Annotated in this window: 18 protein-coding genes and 1 pseudogene; 6 read left to right on the top strand and 13 right to left on the bottom strand. The window is 61.1% G+C overall.

Annotated elements, in window-relative coordinates; translation table 11 throughout:
- Window positions 1–45 precede the first annotated feature (45 nt).
- The 3 genes from rhtB to KGB28_RS07565 all read right to left on the bottom strand — a co-directional run bounded on the left by rhtB (window position 46) and on the right by KGB28_RS07565 (window position 3,407).
- Complete coding sequence (gene rhtB, locus KGB28_RS07575; protein WP_223443875.1) at window positions 46–678, bottom strand: homoserine/homoserine lactone efflux protein; 633 nt, start codon at window positions 676–678, stop codon at window positions 46–48.
- Window positions 679–915: 237 nt separating this feature from the next.
- The gene (locus tag KGB28_RS07570) at window positions 916–1,497 is read right to left on the bottom strand and encodes a mechanosensitive ion channel family protein (RefSeq protein ID WP_223443873.1); all 582 of its coding nucleotides are present in this window, start codon (window positions 1,495–1,497) and stop codon (window positions 916–918) included.
- Window positions 1,497–3,407 carry an ATP-binding cassette domain-containing protein gene (locus tag KGB28_RS07565; RefSeq protein ID WP_223443871.1) on the bottom strand — a complete coding sequence of 637 codons (1,911 nt, stop codon included), beginning with the start codon at window positions 3,405–3,407 and terminating at the stop codon, window positions 1,497–1,499. The genes KGB28_RS07570 and KGB28_RS07565 overlap by 1 nt, the downstream gene beginning before the upstream one ends.
- A 50-nt stretch (window positions 3,408–3,457) precedes the next feature.
- On the opposite strand from KGB28_RS07565, the gene KGB28_RS07560 reads away from it, so the two are divergent.
- Window positions 3,458–3,922 (top strand): TIGR02444 family protein, encoded by a 465-nt coding sequence (locus KGB28_RS07560; protein ID WP_223443862.1) that lies wholly within the window; start codon window positions 3,458–3,460, stop codon window positions 3,920–3,922.
- On the opposite strand, the gene KGB28_RS07555 is transcribed toward KGB28_RS07560, so the two are convergent.
- The gene (locus KGB28_RS07555) at window positions 3,919–5,037 is read right to left on the bottom strand and encodes an AlgP family protein (protein WP_223443860.1); all 1,119 of its coding nucleotides are present in this window, start codon (window positions 5,035–5,037) and stop codon (window positions 3,919–3,921) included. The genes KGB28_RS07560 and KGB28_RS07555 overlap by 4 nt on opposite strands.
- A 192-nt stretch (window positions 5,038–5,229) precedes the next feature.
- Between KGB28_RS07555 and KGB28_RS07550 the strand changes: the two genes are divergently transcribed.
- The gene (locus KGB28_RS07550) at window positions 5,230–5,895 is read left to right on the top strand and encodes an FKBP-type peptidyl-prolyl cis-trans isomerase (protein WP_223443858.1); all 666 of its coding nucleotides are present in this window, start codon (window positions 5,230–5,232) and stop codon (window positions 5,893–5,895) included.
- Window positions 5,896–5,955: 60 nt separating this feature from the next.
- On the opposite strand, the gene rsd is transcribed toward KGB28_RS07550, so the two are convergent.
- The 8 genes and pseudogenes from rsd to KGB28_RS31780 form a co-directional block, all read right to left on the bottom strand.
- Complete coding sequence (rsd, locus tag KGB28_RS07545; protein WP_223443856.1) at window positions 5,956–6,414, bottom strand: sigma D regulator; 459 nt, start codon at window positions 6,412–6,414, stop codon at window positions 5,956–5,958.
- Window positions 6,415–6,591: 177 nt separating this feature from the next.
- Entirely contained in the window at window positions 6,592–7,143 is a 552-nt protein-coding gene (locus KGB28_RS07540; RefSeq protein ID WP_223443855.1) for a disulfide bond formation protein B, read from the bottom strand.
- Between the two features lie 266 nt (window positions 7,144–7,409).
- The gene (locus KGB28_RS07535; RefSeq protein ID WP_223443853.1) at window positions 7,410–8,648 is read right to left on the bottom strand and encodes a heme biosynthesis protein HemY; all 1,239 of its coding nucleotides are present in this window, start codon (window positions 8,646–8,648) and stop codon (window positions 7,410–7,412) included.
- A complete protein-coding gene (locus KGB28_RS07530) occupies window positions 8,645–9,808 on the bottom strand; it encodes a uroporphyrinogen-III C-methyltransferase (protein WP_223443851.1) in 1,164 nt (387 codons plus the stop codon). The genes KGB28_RS07535 and KGB28_RS07530 overlap by 4 nt, the downstream gene beginning before the upstream one ends.
- A gap of 16 nt (window positions 9,809–9,824) precedes the next feature.
- Window positions 9,825–10,592 (bottom strand): uroporphyrinogen-III synthase, encoded by a 768-nt coding sequence (locus KGB28_RS07525; RefSeq protein ID WP_223443849.1) that lies wholly within the window; start codon window positions 10,590–10,592, stop codon window positions 9,825–9,827.
- A complete protein-coding gene (gene hemC / locus KGB28_RS07520; protein ID WP_223443846.1) occupies window positions 10,589–11,530 on the bottom strand; it encodes a hydroxymethylbilane synthase in 942 nt (313 codons plus the stop codon). The genes KGB28_RS07525 and hemC overlap by 4 nt, the downstream gene beginning before the upstream one ends.
- Window positions 11,531–11,668: 138 nt before the next feature.
- Window positions 11,669–12,415, bottom strand: a complete 747-nt coding sequence (locus tag KGB28_RS07515) for a LytR/AlgR family response regulator transcription factor (RefSeq protein ID WP_150724927.1) — start codon at window positions 12,413–12,415, stop codon at window positions 11,669–11,671.
- Window positions 12,412–12,534: pseudogene (locus KGB28_RS31780) on the bottom strand (sensor histidine kinase); the annotation flags it as partial. The gene KGB28_RS07515 and the pseudogene KGB28_RS31780, both read right to left, overlap by 4 nt.
- 341 nt (window positions 12,535–12,875) lie before the next feature.
- Here KGB28_RS31780 and argH point away from each other — a divergent pair.
- Window positions 12,876–14,270 carry an argininosuccinate lyase gene (gene argH, locus KGB28_RS07510; RefSeq protein ID WP_150724926.1) on the top strand — a complete coding sequence of 465 codons (1,395 nt, stop codon included), beginning with the start codon at window positions 12,876–12,878 and terminating at the stop codon, window positions 14,268–14,270.
- Window positions 14,271–14,369: 99 nt separating this feature from the next.
- Here argH and KGB28_RS07505 read toward each other — a convergent pair whose 3' ends face one another.
- Window positions 14,370–15,029: a glutathione S-transferase family protein gene (locus KGB28_RS07505; RefSeq protein WP_223443842.1), complete on the bottom strand. Its 660-nt coding sequence runs from the start codon at window positions 15,027–15,029 to the stop codon at window positions 14,370–14,372.
- Window positions 15,030–15,153: 124 nt separating this feature from the next.
- Between KGB28_RS07505 and KGB28_RS07500 the strand changes: the two genes are divergently transcribed.
- From KGB28_RS07500 to KGB28_RS07490, 3 genes are all read left to right on the top strand, one after another.
- Complete coding sequence (locus tag KGB28_RS07500; RefSeq protein ID WP_046039010.1) at window positions 15,154–15,438, top strand: hypothetical protein; 285 nt, start codon at window positions 15,154–15,156, stop codon at window positions 15,436–15,438.
- Between the two features lie 235 nt (window positions 15,439–15,673).
- Entirely contained in the window at window positions 15,674–15,919 is a 246-nt protein-coding gene (locus KGB28_RS07495) for a TIGR02647 family protein (RefSeq protein WP_150724924.1), read from the top strand.
- A gap of 193 nt (window positions 15,920–16,112) precedes the next feature.
- A complete protein-coding gene (locus KGB28_RS07490) occupies window positions 16,113–18,956 on the top strand; it encodes a class I adenylate cyclase (protein ID WP_223443840.1) in 2,844 nt (947 codons plus the stop codon).

The following is an 18,956-nucleotide window of genomic DNA, read 5'->3' as shown; positions in this document are numbered from 1 at the left end:
AAAAAGGCGACCTGAAAAGGTCGCCTTTTTTGTACCTGAGGGTTGTTAAACCGCCGCTTTACGCAAGGTCGCCATGAATGCCGCGGCACCAATGAACAGCCCGGCAAAAGTACGGTTCATGCGTTTCTGCTGCTTGGGTGTGCGCAGCAGGCGCAGCACCTTCGAGGCCAATCCGGTATAGCCGGCCATGACGATCAGATCCACGCATATCATCGTCACACCAATGATCACGTACTGGATCAACAGCGGCGCATGCGGGTCAATGAACTGCGGCAACACCGCCAGCATGAACACCAGCGCCTTTGGGTTGCTGATGTTCACCAGAAAACCACGGAACACCAGGGCCATCGGCTTGCCGATCTGGCGTACTGCCGCGTCATCGCTCATATCGCTGGGCAGCGCACGCCATTGTTTGATCGCGAGGTAAACCAGGTAGGCTACACCGAACCATTTGATCGCGTAGAAAGCGGTGGCCGACGCAGTAAGAATCGCGCCAACACCGGCGCCGACAATCGCGATCTGCACCGCCAGGCCCAATTGCAAGCCCAGGGCGTTCCAGTAGCCGCGCCAGAAGCCGTATTGCAGACCGCTGGACATCGACGCAATGGCGCCGGCACCGGGGGACAGGCTGATCACCCAGCAGGCGGCAAAAAACGCCAGCCATGTTTGAAGCTCCATTGCACACCTCGACTCAGACTCGTGACAGACGTCTAAGCTAATGCGGCTTGGGTTGGATGACTATCGATTTTTTACAGGATGTGTCGGTGGCCGACCAGCGTTTGCGGCTTGAGGGCCTCTTCGCGAGCAAGCCCGCTCCCACATTAGGCCCGTGTCGTTCACAAGATTTGTGGCCACTAAAGATCAACTGTGGGAGCGAGCCTGCTCGCGAAAGCAATCTGTCAGGCAACAGAAGGCTTACTTTTCAAACCCGCTGGAAGGAAACACATCCGTCCCGCGCCAGCGCCGCACCGAACGCTGGAAGAACAAACTATTGGGCACTTGCACCATGGCGCTGCCAGTGCCGAGTTCTTCGGTCTCGATCAGCGTGGTGTAAAGGAGATTGATCGCCACCACCCGGCCTTTGACGCCGGGCTTGTCGGTGGTGTCCACCAACTCGACCACATCACCGAGGCGGAACGGGCCGACGGTAAAGATCAGAATCGCGCACAGCAGGTTCGAGAGCACGCTCCACATGGCGAAAAACGCCACCGCCGCGACTGCGACGAAACCCGATAGCGCGGTCCAGAGCACCGTGGCCGAAACCCCGAGGCGCTCCAGCACGAAAATCAACGCACTGCCCATGATCAGCCAGCGCAGGCCCCCGCGCAGCGGCATCAGCAACTGCGGCGGAAACGGGTAGCGCTCACCGAGACGAGTCAGGCATTTGGCAACAAAGCGCTGGGCGATGTAACCGGCCAACAGAATCAGCAGGATTTGCACGCCAAGCCAGATCGGCTCGACCCACACCGCCGGCAGCGGCAGCTTGAAGGCGTCCATCAGGACAGTGCCTCCAGCTCCGCCTGCATGCCTTCCAGCAATTCCAGGGCTTCCATCCACGCTTCCTCCAGCTGCGCCTCACGTACCTTCAGCTTGGCCTGTTCGGCCAGCAGATCACGCAATTCGTTCTTGCGCGCCTGCTCGTAGATGTCGCTGTCGCCGAGGCTGGCATCGATCTTCGCCAGTTTTTCGTGGAGCTTGCCCAGCTCGGCTTCAAGCTTGTCAGCTTCGCGCTTGTGCGGTGCCAGTTGCTGGCGCAACGCAGCAGCAGCCTGACGCTGGGCTTTCTTGTCGGTCTTGTCCGGGTTGACCGGCGTGTTGCTGACCGGGGCGTTGCGCTGGCGATACTCCACCAGCCAGCGGGTGTAGTCCTCCAGGTCGCCGTCGAATTCCTCGACCTTGCCGTCCGCCACCAGATAGAAGTTGTCGGTGGTGCTTTTGAGCAAGTGGCGATCGTGAGAGACCACCAGTACCGCACCACTGAATTCCTGCAGGGCCATGGTCAGCGCCAGGCGCATTTCCAGGTCCAGGTGGTTGGTCGGTTCGTCGAGCAGCAACAGGTTCGGTCGATCCCAGGCGATCAAGGCCAACGCCAGGCGCGCTTTCTCGCCACCGGAGAAATTCAGTACCGGTTCGTCGATTCGCGCACCACGGAAGTCGAAACCGCCGAGGAAGTCGCGCAGGGCTTGCTCGCGCTCGGTAGGCGCCAGGCGCTGCAAGTGCAGCAACGGGCTGGCCTTGGAGTCCAGAGAATCGAGTTGATGCTGGGCGAAGTAACCGACCACGGTGTTCTCGCCACGGGTCAAGCGGCCGGCCAGCGGCGAGAGTTCACCCGCCAGGTTCTTGATCAAGGTCGACTTGCCGGCACCGTTCGGGCCGAGCAAGCCGATCCGTGCACCCGGGGTCAGTTGCAGTTTGACCTTCTCCAGCACGGCTTTGTCGCCGTAACCCAGGCGGGCATCGGACAGGTCGATCAGCGGGCTGGAAATTTTCTGCGATTCACGGAAAACGAAATCGAACGGCGAGTCGACGTGGGCAGCGGTCAGCTCTTCCATCCGCTCCAGTGCCTTGATCCGGCTCTGGGCCTGACGGGCCTTGGTGGCCTGGGCCTTGAAGCGGGCGATGTAGCTTTCCATGTGCGCACGTTGCACCTGCTGCTTCTCGTACGCCTGCTGTTGCTGGGCCAGGCGTTCGGCACGGGCGCGCTCGAAAGCACTGTAGCCACCGCGGTACAGGGTGATCTTGCGCTGATCGACGTGGGCCACGTGATCGACCACGGCATCGAGGAAATCCCGGTCGTGGGAAATCAGCATCAAGGTGCCGGGATAACTTTTGAGCCACTCTTCGAGCCAGATGATGGCGTCGAGGTCGAGGTGGTTGGTCGGTTCGTCGAGCAGCAGCAGGTCCGATGGGCACATCAAGGCCTGCGCCAGGTTCAGGCGCATCCGCCAGCCGCCGGAGAAATCCCCGACCTGGCGATCCATCTGCTCGTTGGTGAACCCAAGGCCGGCCAGCAACTTGCGCGCCCGGGCGTCGGCGGTGTAACCGTCGGCGCTGTCGAGTTCCGAGTGCAGGCGGGCCTGAGCGGCACCGTCATGGGCCGCCTCGGCTACCGCCAGGTCGCGTTGCACCTGGCGCAGGCGCAAGTCGCCATCGAGCACGTAGTCGACCGCCAGGCGCTCGAGGGTGTCGACCTCCTGGCGCATGTGGGCGATACGCCAGTCTGCCGGCAGGAAGCAATCACCCGAGTCCGGGTGCAGTTCGCCCCGAAGCAAGGCGAACAGGCTCGATTTGCCGGCGCCGTTGGCACCGATGAGGCCGGCTTTCTGGCCGGCGTGCAGCGTCAGCTCGGCGTCTTCTAGCAGACGTTGCGGGCCACGCTGTAAAGTCAGGTTCTGAAGTCGAATCATAATGGCGGCGGAGTCTACCAGCTTCGCTCGCAACTGGCGCGAGTAGCACTATGTCCTCTGACCTGTGGAGCTTTTCCCTGAGCACTTACGCCCATCCGGGCGTTGAGCAGGCTTGCCTGCAATTGCAGTCGGCGGGGGTCAATGTGTGCCTGTTGCTGTGTGGTGCGTGGCTGGGACAACGAGGCGTTGCCTGCGATGAGCAGCGCTTACAGCAACTACGCAGCGTGGCTGTCGCCTGGGACACCGATGTCGTGCGGCCGTTACGCACCTTGCGCGCGCAGTGGAAAGCCGCGGCCATGGAAGACGCCGATTTGCATACCTTGCGTGAACAAGTGAAGGCACTGGAGTTGGAAGCCGAACGGCATCTGTTATTGCGGCTGGAGAGAGCGGCGCAGAGTTGGCCGCAAAATGCCGCGACCGATCTATCGGCCTGGCTGGAAGGTGCGACGGCTGAAGCCGCCCACCTGCACCGCGACGCGCTGCATCAGCTGCGCGTCGCGGTAACCGGCACTTAGGAAGCGCTGGCTGGGGTGGTTACAACACTCGAAGTTACGGCCGCCGTTGGCGCTGGCGCGGCTGTCGAGGTAGTTGCTGCCGGAGCAGGTGCTGCTGGCGCAGCCGGAGCGACTGGCTTGGCAACCGGTGCGGTGGCTGGCTTGGCGGCAACCGGCTTTTTCACTGCAGGTTTGGCCGCTGGTTTTGCAGCAGGTTTTGCAGCAACCGGTTTGGCGGCAACTGGCTTGGCAGCGGCTGGTTTGGCGGCAACGGCTGGTTTCGCTGCAGCTGGTCTTGCGGCTGGTTTAGCAGCAGGTTTGGCTGCCGCTTTTACAGCAGGTTTTGCCGCTGGTTTGGCTGCCGGTTTAGCTGCCGGTTTTGCAGCGACGGGTTTTGCAGCAGGCTTCGCCGCAGCGGTGCGGGCAGCTGGTTTAGCGGCCGGTTTTGTAGCTGGTTTTGCAGCCGGTTTAGCGGCGGCGGTTTTAGCCACGGCTGGTTTGGCAGCAGCGGTTCTTGCAGCGGCAGGTCGTGCGGCAGCTGGTTTGGCAGCCGTGGTTTTAGCCGCAGGTTTTGCAGCGCTGGCAGCAGCCGGTTTTCTCGCAACCGGTTTGGCTGCGGCAGTTTTAGCGACTGGTTTGGCAGCTGCCGGTTTTGCAGCGGCAGGTTTGGCCGGTGCTTTTGCAGCAGCCGGTTTGGCAGCGGCTTTCTTCGCAGGTGCCGCAGCAGGCTTGGCCGCACGCAAGGACAACACCTTGCCGACAGCCTCTTGTACACGACCGACGCCCTGGGCCAGTTTCAGGCTTTCCTGAGCATCGCGCTTGAGTTGCAGAATGTAGCCGCGGGTTTCCGATTGACGATCCTTGAGGGCATCGAGCAGCCCCTCAAGATCGCCCACTACGCCCTTGGCCTTGGCTTGCGCCTTGGCTTTTCCGGCCGCCGCAGCGTCCTGCAATTTGGTGCGGGACTTGTGCAGTTTTTCTTGCGCTTTTCCGCGCTGCTTTTCCAGCTTGGCGAGCAATTTTTCAGCATCAGCCAAGGCTTCGGAACAAGCGGTTTCCAGATGCTCGAGCAAGCTGCCCGAGAGTTGTTGGAGCAGGTGCAATGGAGTGTTTACTGGCTTCTTGGTGGCCGACATGGTTTACCTCCTGGCTGAAGTGAGTGCGGCTCATACTAGACCTCTGCTGCAACCGCCGCTAGGGCATGTTGACACTATCGAAAGCGCTACGTTGCAAAGGATTGAAAAACTTCTGCCGCGGCGCAAAAGCAGTTCACCGTTGTGCGCATTCCCGCTGGCATAATCGCCCGCATTTCAGGTCGGAGAGTGCTCATGTCGCGCTACCTTTTTTTATCGCTGTGCGTGTTTTTTCCAGTGGCTCAAGCCGCTGCAACAACGCAGGAAAATGAAGCCCACGACCTCGCTTACAGCCTGGGTGCAAGCCTTGGCGAACGCTTGCGCCAGGAGGCTCCCGGGCTGCAACTCCAGGCACTGGTCGAAGGATTGCAGCAGGCCTATCAGGGCAAACCGCTGGTGCTGAAGGACGAACAGATCCAGCAGATATTGACCGAGCATGAAGCCCGGATCGCCATGCAGTCAGCCGAGCCGCAAAGCGAAATGGCACTGGAAAAAGAACAGCGTTTTCTCGCCACGGAGAAAGCCAGACCCGGCGTGCGCGAACTGGCTGATGGCGTGTTGCTGACCGAGTTGACGCCAGGCACTGGCGCCAAGGCCGGACCGAACGGCAAGGTGCAGGTGCTGTACATCGGTCGCTTGCCCGACGGCACGGTGTTCGATCAGAACAGTCAGCCACAATGGTTCAGTCTCGACAGCGTGATCGCCGGATGGCGTAGCGCGCTGCAAAACATGCCAGTCGGGGCGAAGTGGCGACTGGTGATTCCATCGGCTCAGGCCTATGGCGCCGATGGTGCCGGTGACGTGATCGCACCGTTCACTCCACTGGTGTTCGAAGTCGAATTGCGCGGCGCTACCGGCTGACGACGCAAACGAAAAACGGCGTGCCTTGGCACGCCGTTTCGGGATCTTGCAGGAAGTGCTTCAGGCCTGGACCGAATCGGTTTCCTTGTGGGCGGTGTGCAGCACTTCGATCAGGCAGTCTTCCAGTTCAAAGCGCTCATGCAACAGTCCGCCGAGTGTCTTGAACTCTTCGGCGACACACTTTCCTGCGTCACACAGGTCATTGAAGGCGAGCAGCTTTTCGGTGATGACGTCGATACGCGGGTAGATCGTCTCGGCGAGCTCCAGGCCACGCTTGTCGTTGAAGGCCTTGGCCTCCCCCGTCAGCTGCTCGTAGATCTCGAAGTGCCCGGCCGATACATAATCGACCAGCACGCCGCAGAATTCCTGCAAGGGCTTGCGGTTCTCACCCAGCGCCTCAGGCTTTGCGCCGAGAGCGTCATAGGCCCCGATCAGTTCGTGTCGTTCCTGCAACCAGCGATCGATCAGCAGGTGCACTCCGCCCCAGCGTTCCTGAGCATTCTGACAACTTTCGAGCATGGTGATCTCTCTTCCCTTGTGGGTCAGCTGCTCTATGCCCGTTCGCCTCTTGTAACGTCAGTGGGCGGTCAGGCAGAGCGTCATCGAGCAACATAATTCCAATGACACGTGCGGGCCAGATTATGCCCGCACGACACTGGCTTCAAGGTACGCAGGCGATAAAGTTCATACAAGTGTTTAATCGCCCGCAAAGGCCCGGTGCGACGACTCGCCGCTGAGTGGTCGCTGATAGCTGGTCCAGACCAGTCGCAATGACTGGTAAACGGCCAGAATCATCATCGCGACGAAGAACAGCAGGCTCCACTCGGTGAGACTCAGATCGAACAGCGTCCAGGAAATTTCCACACAATCGGCAGCGCCCTTGAACATTTGCCGTACGACCGATAGCCACGGAGAACTGGCCAACAGGTCCGCCAGACGGGTCGAGCACGTCGCTGCCTGTTCCACCGGAAGACTTTGCAGCAGGACCTGTCGCCACGCTGTGATGGTACCGGCCAGGCTGCAACAAAGACTGAGCAGCCAATACAGAACGTTGCCAATGCGACCGGGGCCATGGACCGAAGCCATCAGGCAGACACCGGTAAAGAGCGCCAGGCAAAACCGTTGCACAAGACACAAGCCGCAAGGCCGCAGGCCGACTGCATATTCCAGGTAGTAGGAAACACCCATCGCCAGGGCACCCGCAATGAAAGCCATGAAAAACAAGGAGCGTGAGCAGGCCAAAGACATGGCTTTTCCGTAAAAGTGGTGACAGACCATTACGGTAGAGGAAAGCGCGACGGCCTTTCAAGGCAAGTGCCCACAGAGACTTCAGCGCAGGTGTAGGGAAATCCCGACGCAGGCGAGAGGATAAAATGTAGTCCTCTGTAGGACTTTGCCTGCGACGAAATTTTGCGACTGAATTTCAACTAATCATCGCACTGCGGCGAGGGCGATTGCTCCCTCGTCGCAAGTCATCACTCAGACGCCGGAGGTCGGCGCCAGCGAGGGGGGGATCAAGCGCGGACTGCCACCGGCAGAGGGGCCGCGAGCAAGCGTTCATCCAACAACCCCAGGCCTTCCTGAAACAGCTGGTTGCTGCGCTCGGTATCGCCCATTTGCGCCAGCAAGCGTGCCAGTTCCGCACAGGCTTCCGGATTGCGTTGTACACGCAGGCTGCTTTCCAGATAGTCCCGGGCCTTGCCCCACAAACTGTTTTGCAGGCAAAGACGACCCAGTGTCAGTAGCAGGCCCGGATCGGCCGGATGGTCCTTGAGCCAGCCTTCGGCGGCCTGCAACTGGCGGGTCGGATCATTGCCGCGAACCAGTCCGTAGAGACGCGCCAGATGACTGTCGTAGCCGCGTTTGAGAGCAGTGCGCAGCACTTCTTCGGCCTCGACCTGAGCTCCCAGTTGCCGCAGTTGTTCGGCATACGCGAGCACCAGTTGCGGCTCCTGACGCTGTGCCGAGGTCAGTTGTTGCCAGGCACGTTCGAGCGATTGCTGCCCCACCGTTCCGTCTTCTTCCCGTTGCGCCGCCAGGGACAGGTTCGCCCCCCAGGCCCGACGCTCCAGATCGGCGAGTTCGGCCGCCGGCAGGATTTTGTCCTTGCGCAGCTCCGGCAGCAGGCGAATCACTGCCGACCAGTCACCACGCTGCGCAAGCAGGCGCTGCAACTGACGCAGGGTCTGTGCGTTATGAGGATGGCGTTCACGCATGGCTTGCAGGGTGGCCAGGGCGCCTTCGGTATCACCGCGATCGGCCTGCAACTGGGCGTGGCTCAAGGCGATCGCCAACTCGGCCTGAGGCTGTCGCTCCAGGGCGCGCTCCAGCAAGTTGTCGCTTTCTTCGTAATTGCCGAGTTCGTTCGCGGCACGGGCAGCGCCGAGGTAGTAAAGCAGCGGCTGGCGTTCGGCTTCGGCAGCCCGATGCAAGTGCCGTTGCGCGCTGGCCCAGCGACCTTCGGCCAGGTCCAGCTGACCGTGCTCTATCGCCACCTGCACCCGACGGCTGCGGTTACGTCGCGACCAAGGATTGACCACGCCACTGGAAGCCATCACCAGTTCGACCAGCGACTTGATGCCCCAGACCACCAGCCAGAGCACAGCCACCAGCGCCAAAGTAGCCCACAGGCTCGACTCATAGCGGAAGGTCTTGTAGGCAATCAGCACGTAACCGGAGTGTTCGGCAATCGCCAGCCCCAGCGCAGCGGCAGCGGCGATCACGAGGAACATGATCACATAGAGGCGTCTCATGGCGTGGCCTCCGGCGCGGCGTTCGCGGCAGGCCTGGCCAGTGGCTTGACCGAATCCTCGGCGTTGACGTTGCGCCGCTCCAGATACCCCTGCACCGCGCTCAGAGTTCCGGTCATATCCGGCGTGACTACGGTAACGGGTTGCTTGCTCAACTCGGCGACCTGCTCAAGCATGACTTTGCTTTGCGCGTTGTCCGGGTTGAAGTTGCCCTTGAGGATGTCCCGCGCTTCGTCCAACACCTGGGAGTAAACCGCCGCCTGGCCATTGAGTGCGGCCCACTGCGCTTGCTCCAGCGCCAGGCTCAGGGCCAGGCGTACCTGACTCAGGCTCTGGCCGGCCAGCAATGGGCGAACGTTTTTGTCGGCATTGAAATCGATACGGATGTAGCGCGAAATCTGATCCCACCATTGCGCCCAGCGGCTGGCACCGTCGCCATCGGCAGTCAGGCCCAGCAACGAATCGCCACGGTCCTTGTACTCCGGCGCCAGCTCGGTGAGGCTAGCCACTTGATCGCGCAGCGCGCCCAGACGCAGGAACAGCCCGGTGCGATCAGGTTGTTCGGTGCTGCGCAAGGCGATCAGGGTCTTGGCCACCTGCTCGCGAGCGGCAAAGGAACCCGGGTCGTTCTGCTCGCGCAGTATCTCGTCGGCACCCTGGACCAGTGCCTGGGCGCTGCTGATGTCCTGCAAGGCGGACAGTCGCAGACTGGCCAGACGCAGCAAGTGCTCGGCCTCGGCCAGACGCCAGTCCTTGCGACTGGCGCCAAGTACGGTTTCCAGCCGTTGGTTCAAACGCTGCTGATCACCTTGCAGCTGAATCACCAGACGACTGCGTGCTTCCAATTCATCGGCGGGAGGCAATTGCGCCAGGCGTGCACTCAGGCGCTCTTCATTGAGCTTGAGGCTTTGTGCCTGGTCATTCAGCGCCTGCACCTGGCTCAGTTGCTGCTGATTATTGGCCTGCAGGTGACGCACCTGCCAGACACCCCAACCGCCCACCGCGACACCGGCCGCACCCAACAGCAGCGCGATGATTGCCAGACCATTGCCTCGACGCTGCTCGGCAGCAGGTGGCGGCGGCGGCATTTCATCAACAGGAGCATCAACAGGTGCATCAAGCACAGGTCGCACGTCATCTTTAGGCAAGGCTGTTTCGCTCACGTATCCATCCTTTGCATTAGAAAACGGGTACGGGATGCTCCCGTAACGCCGTCAGCAAGGCCGCGGCACTGGCGCCGCGACAATCCACAACTGTTTTAGCCCCGGCGGCACGCGCCAGCTCGGCAACCCTGGGGCTCGGTACAAACAACGGCAACCGCGCCAACTGCGGCCAGGCATCGCCGGCCAGTTGATGCAGGTGCTCAAAACCTTGCCCACTGCTGACCACCAGCCCGTTCAGGCGTTCCGCCCGGATCCGTTCCGGCAACGCAGTCGGCGGGTAATTCGGTAATGCCCGGCGGTACAGCTCCAGATACTCGACACTAGCACCAAGCTCACGCAAACGCTCAGCCAGCAACTCGCGCCCGCCCTCCCCACGCAGGATCAGCACTCGCGCATCGGGTTGTGCGATAGCCTCGCGCAGTCGGGAAAGTTCGAGCAAGGCTTCACTGTCATCGCCTTCTGCCGGGAAGCTCACATCCAGCCCGTGATCCTCGAGGATCTGCGCAGTCGCCGCGCCGACGCTGAACCACTTCACACCAGGCGGTGTTGGCCAATATCGCTCGAGCAGGTCGACGCCGATCCGGGCTGCCGGCTTGCTGACCACGATGACGGCGCAGAACTGATCCAGCGCCTGAATCACCTGGCGCATTGTGTCAGTGGCCGCAATGGGCATGATGTCCAAAAGCGGCAGACTGTTACTGAATATCCCCTGCTCAGCCAAAAGACTGCTCAGCGCCGCCGCTTCTTCGGCGGGACGCGTCAGCAGCAAGCGCCAGCCGATCACTCGTGACCAGCCTCGCCATAGACCGCTTTGAGGATGGCGTCGGCCCCTTGGCTGAGCAGGTCTTCGGCGACTCGCACACCCAGCGCCTCGGCGTCGCCGCGAGGGGCGCGGGCTTGTGCGCTGAGCAGCAGGCCACCGCCTGGATCGCCCACCAATCCGCGCAACCAGACCTGCTCACCCTCCAGCACGGCGTAGCAGGCAATCGGCACCTGGCAGCCGCCATTGAGGTGCTTGTTGAGGGCACGTTCGGCGGTCACGCGGGTGGCGGTGTCCTGGTGATGCAGGGGCGCCAGCAACGCATGGATTTCAATGTCAGCGCTGCGGCATTCGATACCCACTGCGCCCTGGCCACCGGCCGGAAGGCTGTCGTCGACGCTGATGGCCGAGGTGATGCGATCTTCAAAGCCCAGGCGGATCAGGCCGGCAGCGGCGAGGATGATGGCGTCGTATTCGCCGGCATCGAGCTTGGCCAGGCGAGTGTTGACGTTGCCGCGCAGGAAGCGGATTTCCAGGTCCGGACGACGGGTCAGTAGTTGAGCCTGGCGGCGCAGGCTGGAGGTGCCGACGATGCTGCCCTGGGGCAACTCATCCAGGCTGGTGTAGGTGTTGGAAACGAAGGCATCGCGCGGGTCTTCCCGCTCGCAGATGCAGAACAGACCGAGGCCTTCGGGGAAGTCCATCGGCACGTCCTTCATGGAGTGCACGGCAATGTCGGCTTCATTTTCCAGCAGCGCGGTTTCGAGTTCCTTGACGAACAGGCCCTTGCCGCCGATTTTCGACAGCGGTGAGTCAAGCAGCTTGTCACCACGGCTGACCATGGGGACGAGAGTCACCAGCAGGCCCGGATGGGCTGCTTCAAGACGGGCTTTGACGTATTCGGCCTGCCACAGGGCGAGAGCGCTTTTGCGGGTGGCGATGCGGATCTGGCGAGAGGACATGGATCAATCCGTACTGAATAGATATGACGGATAATAACAGCTCAGCCAAATCCACTTTGACTTGTATCAGATACTACTCGGCCTCCCTGGCCCCGGATGTCCGGCAATCGGGTGTGAAATTGGCCTGCGAACAGCTGTTTAAAGCTGTTGCATCATTTTGCGTACCCCAGCCACATGACGCCGGCTGACGATCAGCGCATCACCATTGAGACCTTTGAGGAACAGCTGAAAATGCCCCAAGGGTGTGCGCTGCAGTCGCTCGATACGCTCGCGAGCGACCAGGGCATTGCGATGGATACGCACGAAACGGTCACCGAATTCGTCTTCGAGGGCCTTGAGCGGCTCATCGAGCAGCACTTCGCCGCTTTCGTGGCGCAAGGTCACGTATTTGTGGTCGGCAATGAAATACACCACCTGATCCAGCGGAATCAGCTCGATCCCTTTACGGGTTCGGGCGCTGATATGGCTGCGTGGGCCGTTGCCGCTTTCGGCAGCAGGGCGGGTCAGGGCGGCGAGCTGGGCACGATTGGGGCGCTCGGCTCTCTTTAATGCGTCATGTAATTGTTCAGTTCTCACAGGTTTCACCAGATAGCCTACGGCGCTGGCCTGTAAGGCTTCCACGGCAAATTCATCGGGCCCGGCGCAGAACACCACGGCGGGCGGAGTTTCGCGTTCGCACAACCGCGCAGCCACTTGCAGGCCATCCAGGCCGGGCATGCGGATATCGAGCAGCACGATATCCGGTTTGTGGCTGTCGATCAGTGCCAACGCCTCTTCGCCATTCGTGGCACTAGGCTCCAGGACACTGTATCCCTCGAGTTCGCCAACCATTCGGCTCAGGCGCTCGCGGACCAAGGGTTCGTCATCAACGATCAGGACATTCATATTGCGCTGGATTCCTGCGTGAGTCTCGCACAAGGATAGCGTAGACAGGTGAAGTGACGTCCGTCACCGCGATCCACGCTAAGACTAGCGCGAGCGTCAAAAAGTGCCGCTGGTCCGGCGGCTAAATTTTCATCTGCCGGGCGATTGGCGGTCCAGGTCCGCATTGGCGACACATCGCCACAGGGTTTGCTGATACGCAATATGAACACCCCACTCTTCTTATAGCCAGCGGCTGCACCGAGAAGTGCGCTGATCCTACTGTCCAACTGTAGACGGTTGCCGGGACGATATAGCTCAATTGGAAAATATCGTTCGGCAAAAATACGCGGGTCTTACCCGGGCCAGGGCTCTCCCCCCCAAAAAAACGTATCGACCAGTGTCAGCGACAGGATTGGCAACCCTGTTATTATCCGCGCCAGCGTTCCACGCCTTCTTACCTCAAGCCGATACGAGCGAATTCATGAGCACTGACAAGACCAATCAGTCCTGGGGCGGCCGCTTCAGTGAACCCGTCGACGCCTTCGTCGCCCGCTTCACCGCCTCCGTCACCTTCGACCAGCGCCTGTATCGCCACGACATCATGGGCTCGATCGCCCACGCCACCATGCTGGCCAAGGTCGGCGTGCTGACCGATGCCGAGCGCGACAGCATCATCGATGGCCTGAACACCATCCAGGGTGAAATCGAAGCCGGCCAATTCGACTGGCGCATCGACCTCGAAGACGTCCACATGAACATCGAGGCGCGTCTGACCGACCGCATCGGCGTGACCGGTAAAAAGCTGCACACCGGCCGCAGTCGTAACGATCAGGTCGCCACCGACATCCGTCTGTGGCTGCGTGACGAGATCGACCTGATCCTGGCCGAAATCACCCGCCTGCAAAAAGGCCTGCTTGAGCAGGCCGAGCGCGAAGCCGGCAGCATCATGCCGGGGTTCACCCACCTGCAGACCGCACAGCCGGTGACGTTCGGACACCACATGCTGGCCTGGTTCGAAATGCTCAGCCGCGACTACGAACGCCTGGTCGACTGCCGCAAGCGCACCAACCGCATGCCGCTGGGCAGCGCGGCGCTGGCCGGTACCACCTACCCGATCGATCGCGAATACACCGCCCAACTCCTGGGCTTCGACGCAGTTGGCGGCAATTCGCTGGACAACGTCTCCGATCGTGATTTCGCCATCGAATTCTGCTCGGCGGCCAGCATCGCGATGATGCACCTGTCGCGGTTCTCCGAAGAGCTGGTGCTGTGGACCAGCGCGCAGTTCCAGTTCATCGATCTGCCCGACCGTTTCTGCACCGGCAGCTCGATCATGCCGCAAAAGAAAAACCCGGACGTACCGGAGCTCGTGCGTGGCAAGACCGGTCGCGTATTCGGCGCACTGATGGGCCTGCTGACCCTGATGAAAGGCCAGCCCCTGGCCTACAACAAGGACAACCAGGAAGACAAGGAACCGCTGTTCGATGCCGCCGATACCCTGCGCGACTCGCTGCGGGCCTTTGCCGACATGATTCCGGCGATCAAGCCCAAGCACGCGATGATGCGCGAAGCGGCCCTGCGCGGTTTCTCCACCGCCACCGACCTGGCCGACTACCTGGTGCGTCGCGGCCTGCCATTCCGTGATTGCCACGAAATCGTTGGCCATGCCGTGAAGTACGGCGTGGACAGCGGCAAGGACCTGGCGGAAATGAGCCTGGAAGAACTGCGCAAGTTCAGCGACCAGATCGATCAGGACGTGTTCGCCGTGCTGACCCTGGAAGGCTCGGTCAATGCCCGTAACCACATCGGCGGCACCGCGCCGGCGCAGGTGAAGGCTGCCGTGGCTCGCGGCCAGGCGTTGCTCGCCAGCCGCTAAATCGCCAAAAGCTTCGCGAGCAGGCTCGCTCCCACAGGGTTTACGCAATCTTGTGGGAGCGGGCTTGCCCGCGATGACTGACTTCAAAACCCCACAGAACTACTTCTTGGCAGCAATCATCGCCATGAACGCTGGCATAGCCGCTTCCCGGTCTGCCGCCACGCGCTGCACGTTCGGGTTACCCCCCAACCGCTCCAGCAACGCCTTGGCCTTTGGCATCTCGGCTAACAGATCGATGCCAAACAACTTCTTGGCGACCCCGCACGCCAGCGGCACGCTGAACAGAAAATACAGATCCGCCACGCTCAAGCTGTCGCCAGCCACGTAAGGGCTGAATTTGGCGTGCCGGCCCAGCGCCGCCATCCCCAGCAACAATTCGGCTTTGGTTTTTTCCTTGATCGCTTCCGGCAGGGTCATGCCGAAAAAGGCTTCGGGGTAGCAGGCCCGGCCTGGCAATTCGATGTACAGCTCAATTTCCCTGGCCAGTGCCAACACCTGCGCGCGCTCGAACGGATCGCTCGGCAGCAGCGGCGTGCCTTTCTGGCTTTGCTCGATGTATTCGAGGATCACGCTGGTTTCATTGATGAAGCCCTGCTCTACCTGCAGCACCGGGACCTTTCCGCGCGGACTGATGGCCAGTGCCTCGGGGCTGGTGCCAGCGTAAAACGGTACTTCTTCGAAGGGTAGGCCTTTTTCCAGCAGCGCCAGTTTGACCATGTTGTAGTAGTTACTGACGGAGAATCCATAAAGCTTGATCATCACAAAGCCTCCAGGCCATGCGGGGTGGGCAGTGCCTGTTTATAGAACGCTCAAGGCTATCTTGCCAGCAGCATCACGCCGCTGAATGCGGGTAAACTGGCCGCCTTTCCCTGAGGAGCCTGCCATGAGCGAGCCAACCGATATCGACAACGACGAAGAAGAGTTCGCCGAAAGCACCCTGATCCAGGCCATCGAAAACCAGATCGAAAGCGACAACCCGCCAGCCGCCAAGGCGACGTTCAACAAGCTGACGCTGGTGGGTTACGAGCGGGAAGAAATCCTCAACCTGATGGCTCACGTATTGGCAGTGGAAATCGACGCGATCCTCGAAGAAGACCGCGCGTTCAACACCGAATGGTACGAAGCTGCGCTGCGCGCATTGCCCGAGTTGCCGCCGGAAAAGCAGTAAGACCCACCCCTTCCCTGTAGGAGCAGCCGGTCGACGCTCGATCGCTCGCGAAAAACCCGAGAGCGCCGCGGGGCATCAGGTTTCCAGCGTTATCGTTGACGACCTTCGCGAGCAATCGAGCGTCGACCGGCTGCTCCTACAAAGAAAAAACCCTGTCGCGAGTACTGGACATGCCGGACAAGCGGGTTCACCTTAGGGGCGCTGTCGTCCAATTCCTAGAAAGTCTGGAGTCCTTATGTCGCTTACCCCTGAGTTGGTTGCCGAACTGGAAATCCTCGCACTCTTCAACCTGGACAGTTCCCAGGAAGGTTTGAAAATTCATCAGACCGCTGCCCCAAAAGCCATTGCCGCTGCCAAACGCCTATTTGAAAAAGATCTGATCGACCAGCCTGATGGCGGCTATCTGACCAGCCTGGGTCGTGACGCCGCGCAAAATGTGCAAACCGTGCTCACCATTCTGAGAGCCGAAGAAACAGCCTGAATTCCCCCGCATCGCCCACGGAAACCCCTGCTGAAGGATTTCCGTGGGCGCATTCCGATGCCCGTTGTAGCCCGCGCGATAGAAATCTGACGCCAGAAAAACAAAATCAGCTTAAAAGTCCCGTGACCCAGGCGCTAAACTCCCCCTCACCTGAGCCCCCACGTCCGAGCCCTGCGAGCCGGTTTGAGCTGACATGACGCGCACCCATGAAATCCGCCCCGATCTGGACGAGGGAATCGACCGCAAGGTTCTCAGCCAGCTGCGCGCACGCTTCCTGAAACTCAACGAAGGACGCATGGCTCGCGCCATGGAAGGGTTGTCTACCCGCCAGCAAGGGGTCCTGACCTTGCTGCCGCTGTTTTTCCACGTCAACCATCCGCTGTTGCCCGGCTACGTTTCTGGCAGTACGCCGGCCGGGCTGTCGAATTTCGAGCCGGATGCCAATGTCCTCGCTGAAGCCCAGCGCCTGACCCGCTCGTTTTCCTACAAGCCGCGCCACGGCAGTAACCCGCCGAGACCGATTCACGGACTGTTCCTGATGGGCAGCCTCGGCACCCTGGCGCAGGCCGACCAGAGCGACATGGATGTGTGGGTCTGCCATGGGCCGGACCTGACCGAGAACGAACTCGCCGAGCTGCGCAAAAAATGCCAGTTGCTGGAAGCCTGGGCCGCCAGCCAAGGCGCCGAAGCGCATTTTTTCCTCATTGACCCGAGCCGTTTCGTCCGTGGCGAGCGCGATACCCAGCTGAGTTCGGAGGATTGCGGCACCACCCAGCACTACCTGTTGCTGGACGAGTTTTACCGCACCGCGATCTGGCTCGCCGGACGTACACCGATCTGGTGGCTGGTGCCGGTCTACGAGGAGTCGAGCTACGACCGTTACACCCACACCTTGATTTCCAAACGCTTCATCCGTGCCGATGAAACCCTCGACCTCGGCAACCTGGCCTACATCCCGCCCGGCGAATTTATCGGTGCCGGGCTCTGGCAGTTGTTCAAGGGCATCGAGTCGCCCTACAAGTCGGTACTCAAGCTGCTGCTGACCGAGGTTTACGCAAGTGAGCACCCCAGGGTCCATTGCCTGAGCCTGCGCTTCAAGCAAGCGGTGTTCGCCAACCGGCTCGACCTCGACGAACTGGATCCGTACGTCGTGGTGTACCGGCGCATCGAGGAATACCTGATCGCCCGCAACGAACCGGAACGGCTGGAGCTGGTGCGTCGCGCGCTGTACCTGAAGGTCAATCGCAAACTCACCGGCAACAACCGCACCCAGAGCTGGCAGCGCTCTTTGCTCGAACGCCTGGCCCACGAGTGGCACTGGGACCAGCGCCAACTGGCCCTGCTCGACAGCCGCAGCCAGTGGAAAGTCCGCCAGGTCAGCTCTGAGCGGCGGGCACTGGTCAACGAGCTGAACTACAGCTACCGCTTTCTCACCCAGTTTGCCCGTCACGAACAAACGGCCAGCCGCATCAACAAGCGCGACCTCAGTGTCCTCGGCCGGCGCCTGTACGCCGCTTTCGAGCGCAAGGCCGGCAAAGTCGAATTCATCAACCCCGGCATCGCCCCGGACCTGGCTGAAGACACCCTGACGCTGGTGTACGCCCCGAACAAGAAAGAACCGGGGCAAGGCCAGTGGGGCTTGTACAACGGCAGCCTGACGGCACTGGAGTGGGAGCATTTCGCGCCGATCAAACGCAGCCGTCACTTGCTCGAACTGCTGACCTGGTGCCACCGCAATGGCGTGATCGACAGCAGTACCCGCCTGGCCTTGCACCCCGGCACCAGCGACTTGAGCGAATTCGAACTGTTCAACTTGCTCGGCAGCCTGCAACAGACCATCGCCCTGCCCTTGCCCACCGTCGCCGAAGAACCTCTGTTGCGCGCCAGCGTGCCGAGTGAAGTGCTGATCCTGGTGAATGTCGGCATCGATCCGCTCAAGCATCATCGCGACCTGAACATCCTCATGACCACCGAGCGCACCGACTCCCTGAGCTACGCCGGCGTCCGGGAAAATCTGGTGCTGACCCTGGACCAGGTCACGCTCAATAGCTGGAACGAAGTGCTGGTCGGCCGCTACCACGGCCCCCATGCCCTGCTCGACTGCATCCGCGATTACCTCAACAACCTGCCGGCCGGGCCGCAACAACCGAAGCTGAGGGTGCGTTGCTTCTGCCATAACCGCGCGCAGTTCATTGCCCAACGGGTCGAGGAAATCCTCGATACCGCGCAGAACCTGCTGCTGAGCCGGCTCAATCATCGCTACCTGATCCAGGTCCAGCAGCACTACCACGTGCTGGAGTTGGCGCCGGGCCAGGCCCAGCACATCGCGCTGGCCACTCTGCCGGCGCTGATCGATTACCTGGGCAAGGAAAAGGCGAGCTACAGCCCGCTTCACCTGGACCCAAAGGCACTGGAAGACCACGACCTCGCGCTATTCCTGCCAACGGGCCAGCCGGACTGCATTCAAGTGTTCTATCGGGTTATCGAAGATCAGGCTGATCTGTACGTGCTCGATGAGTTCAATGCCCTGTGGCAGCAACGCCTGCCCTGGCACGATGAGCAAAGCCTGCTGGTGCCGCTGCAGCGTTTCCTGCAATCGATCCAGTACCGCCGTGATGCCCTGCTGCCGATGGACGCGACCCACCCCTCGAGCCTCGACACCCTGTTTTGCCAGTTGCTGCCGTCAGGCCCTGGCCGGGCGCGCCGCATCGAAGCCCGGCCGGCACCGCAGACGCCGGTGAACAAGCCGTTCTACGACGTGCAGGCGATCGTCGGCAAAGCCGCACCGGGTCAGGTGCAGGTGACGTTGTTTTGCAATCAACGGGAGTTTTCCGAGCTGGAACATGGCGACCAGTTGTTCCGCGTGGTCGCCCGGGAAATCGTCGGGCAGCGCCGGGAAACCGAACGCTACCGCTGCTACATCACCGACCTGGACCTGTCAGGCCTGCTCGGTGAAGGGCAGAGTTCCACCCATCTGTACCTGCGCTACAAAGCTGACCTGGAGCACGCATTGAACGAGGCGCTCGATCAGGCCTGA

Origin of the sequence: Pseudomonas sp. BF-R-19, assembly GCF_019956445.1 — a bacterium.
Lineage (GTDB): Bacteria > Pseudomonadota > Gammaproteobacteria > Pseudomonadales > Pseudomonadaceae > Aquipseudomonas > Aquipseudomonas fluorescens_BH.
The sequence above is the reverse complement of the archived record's forward strand: the minus strand, read 5'-3'. Positions and strand labels throughout refer to the sequence as shown.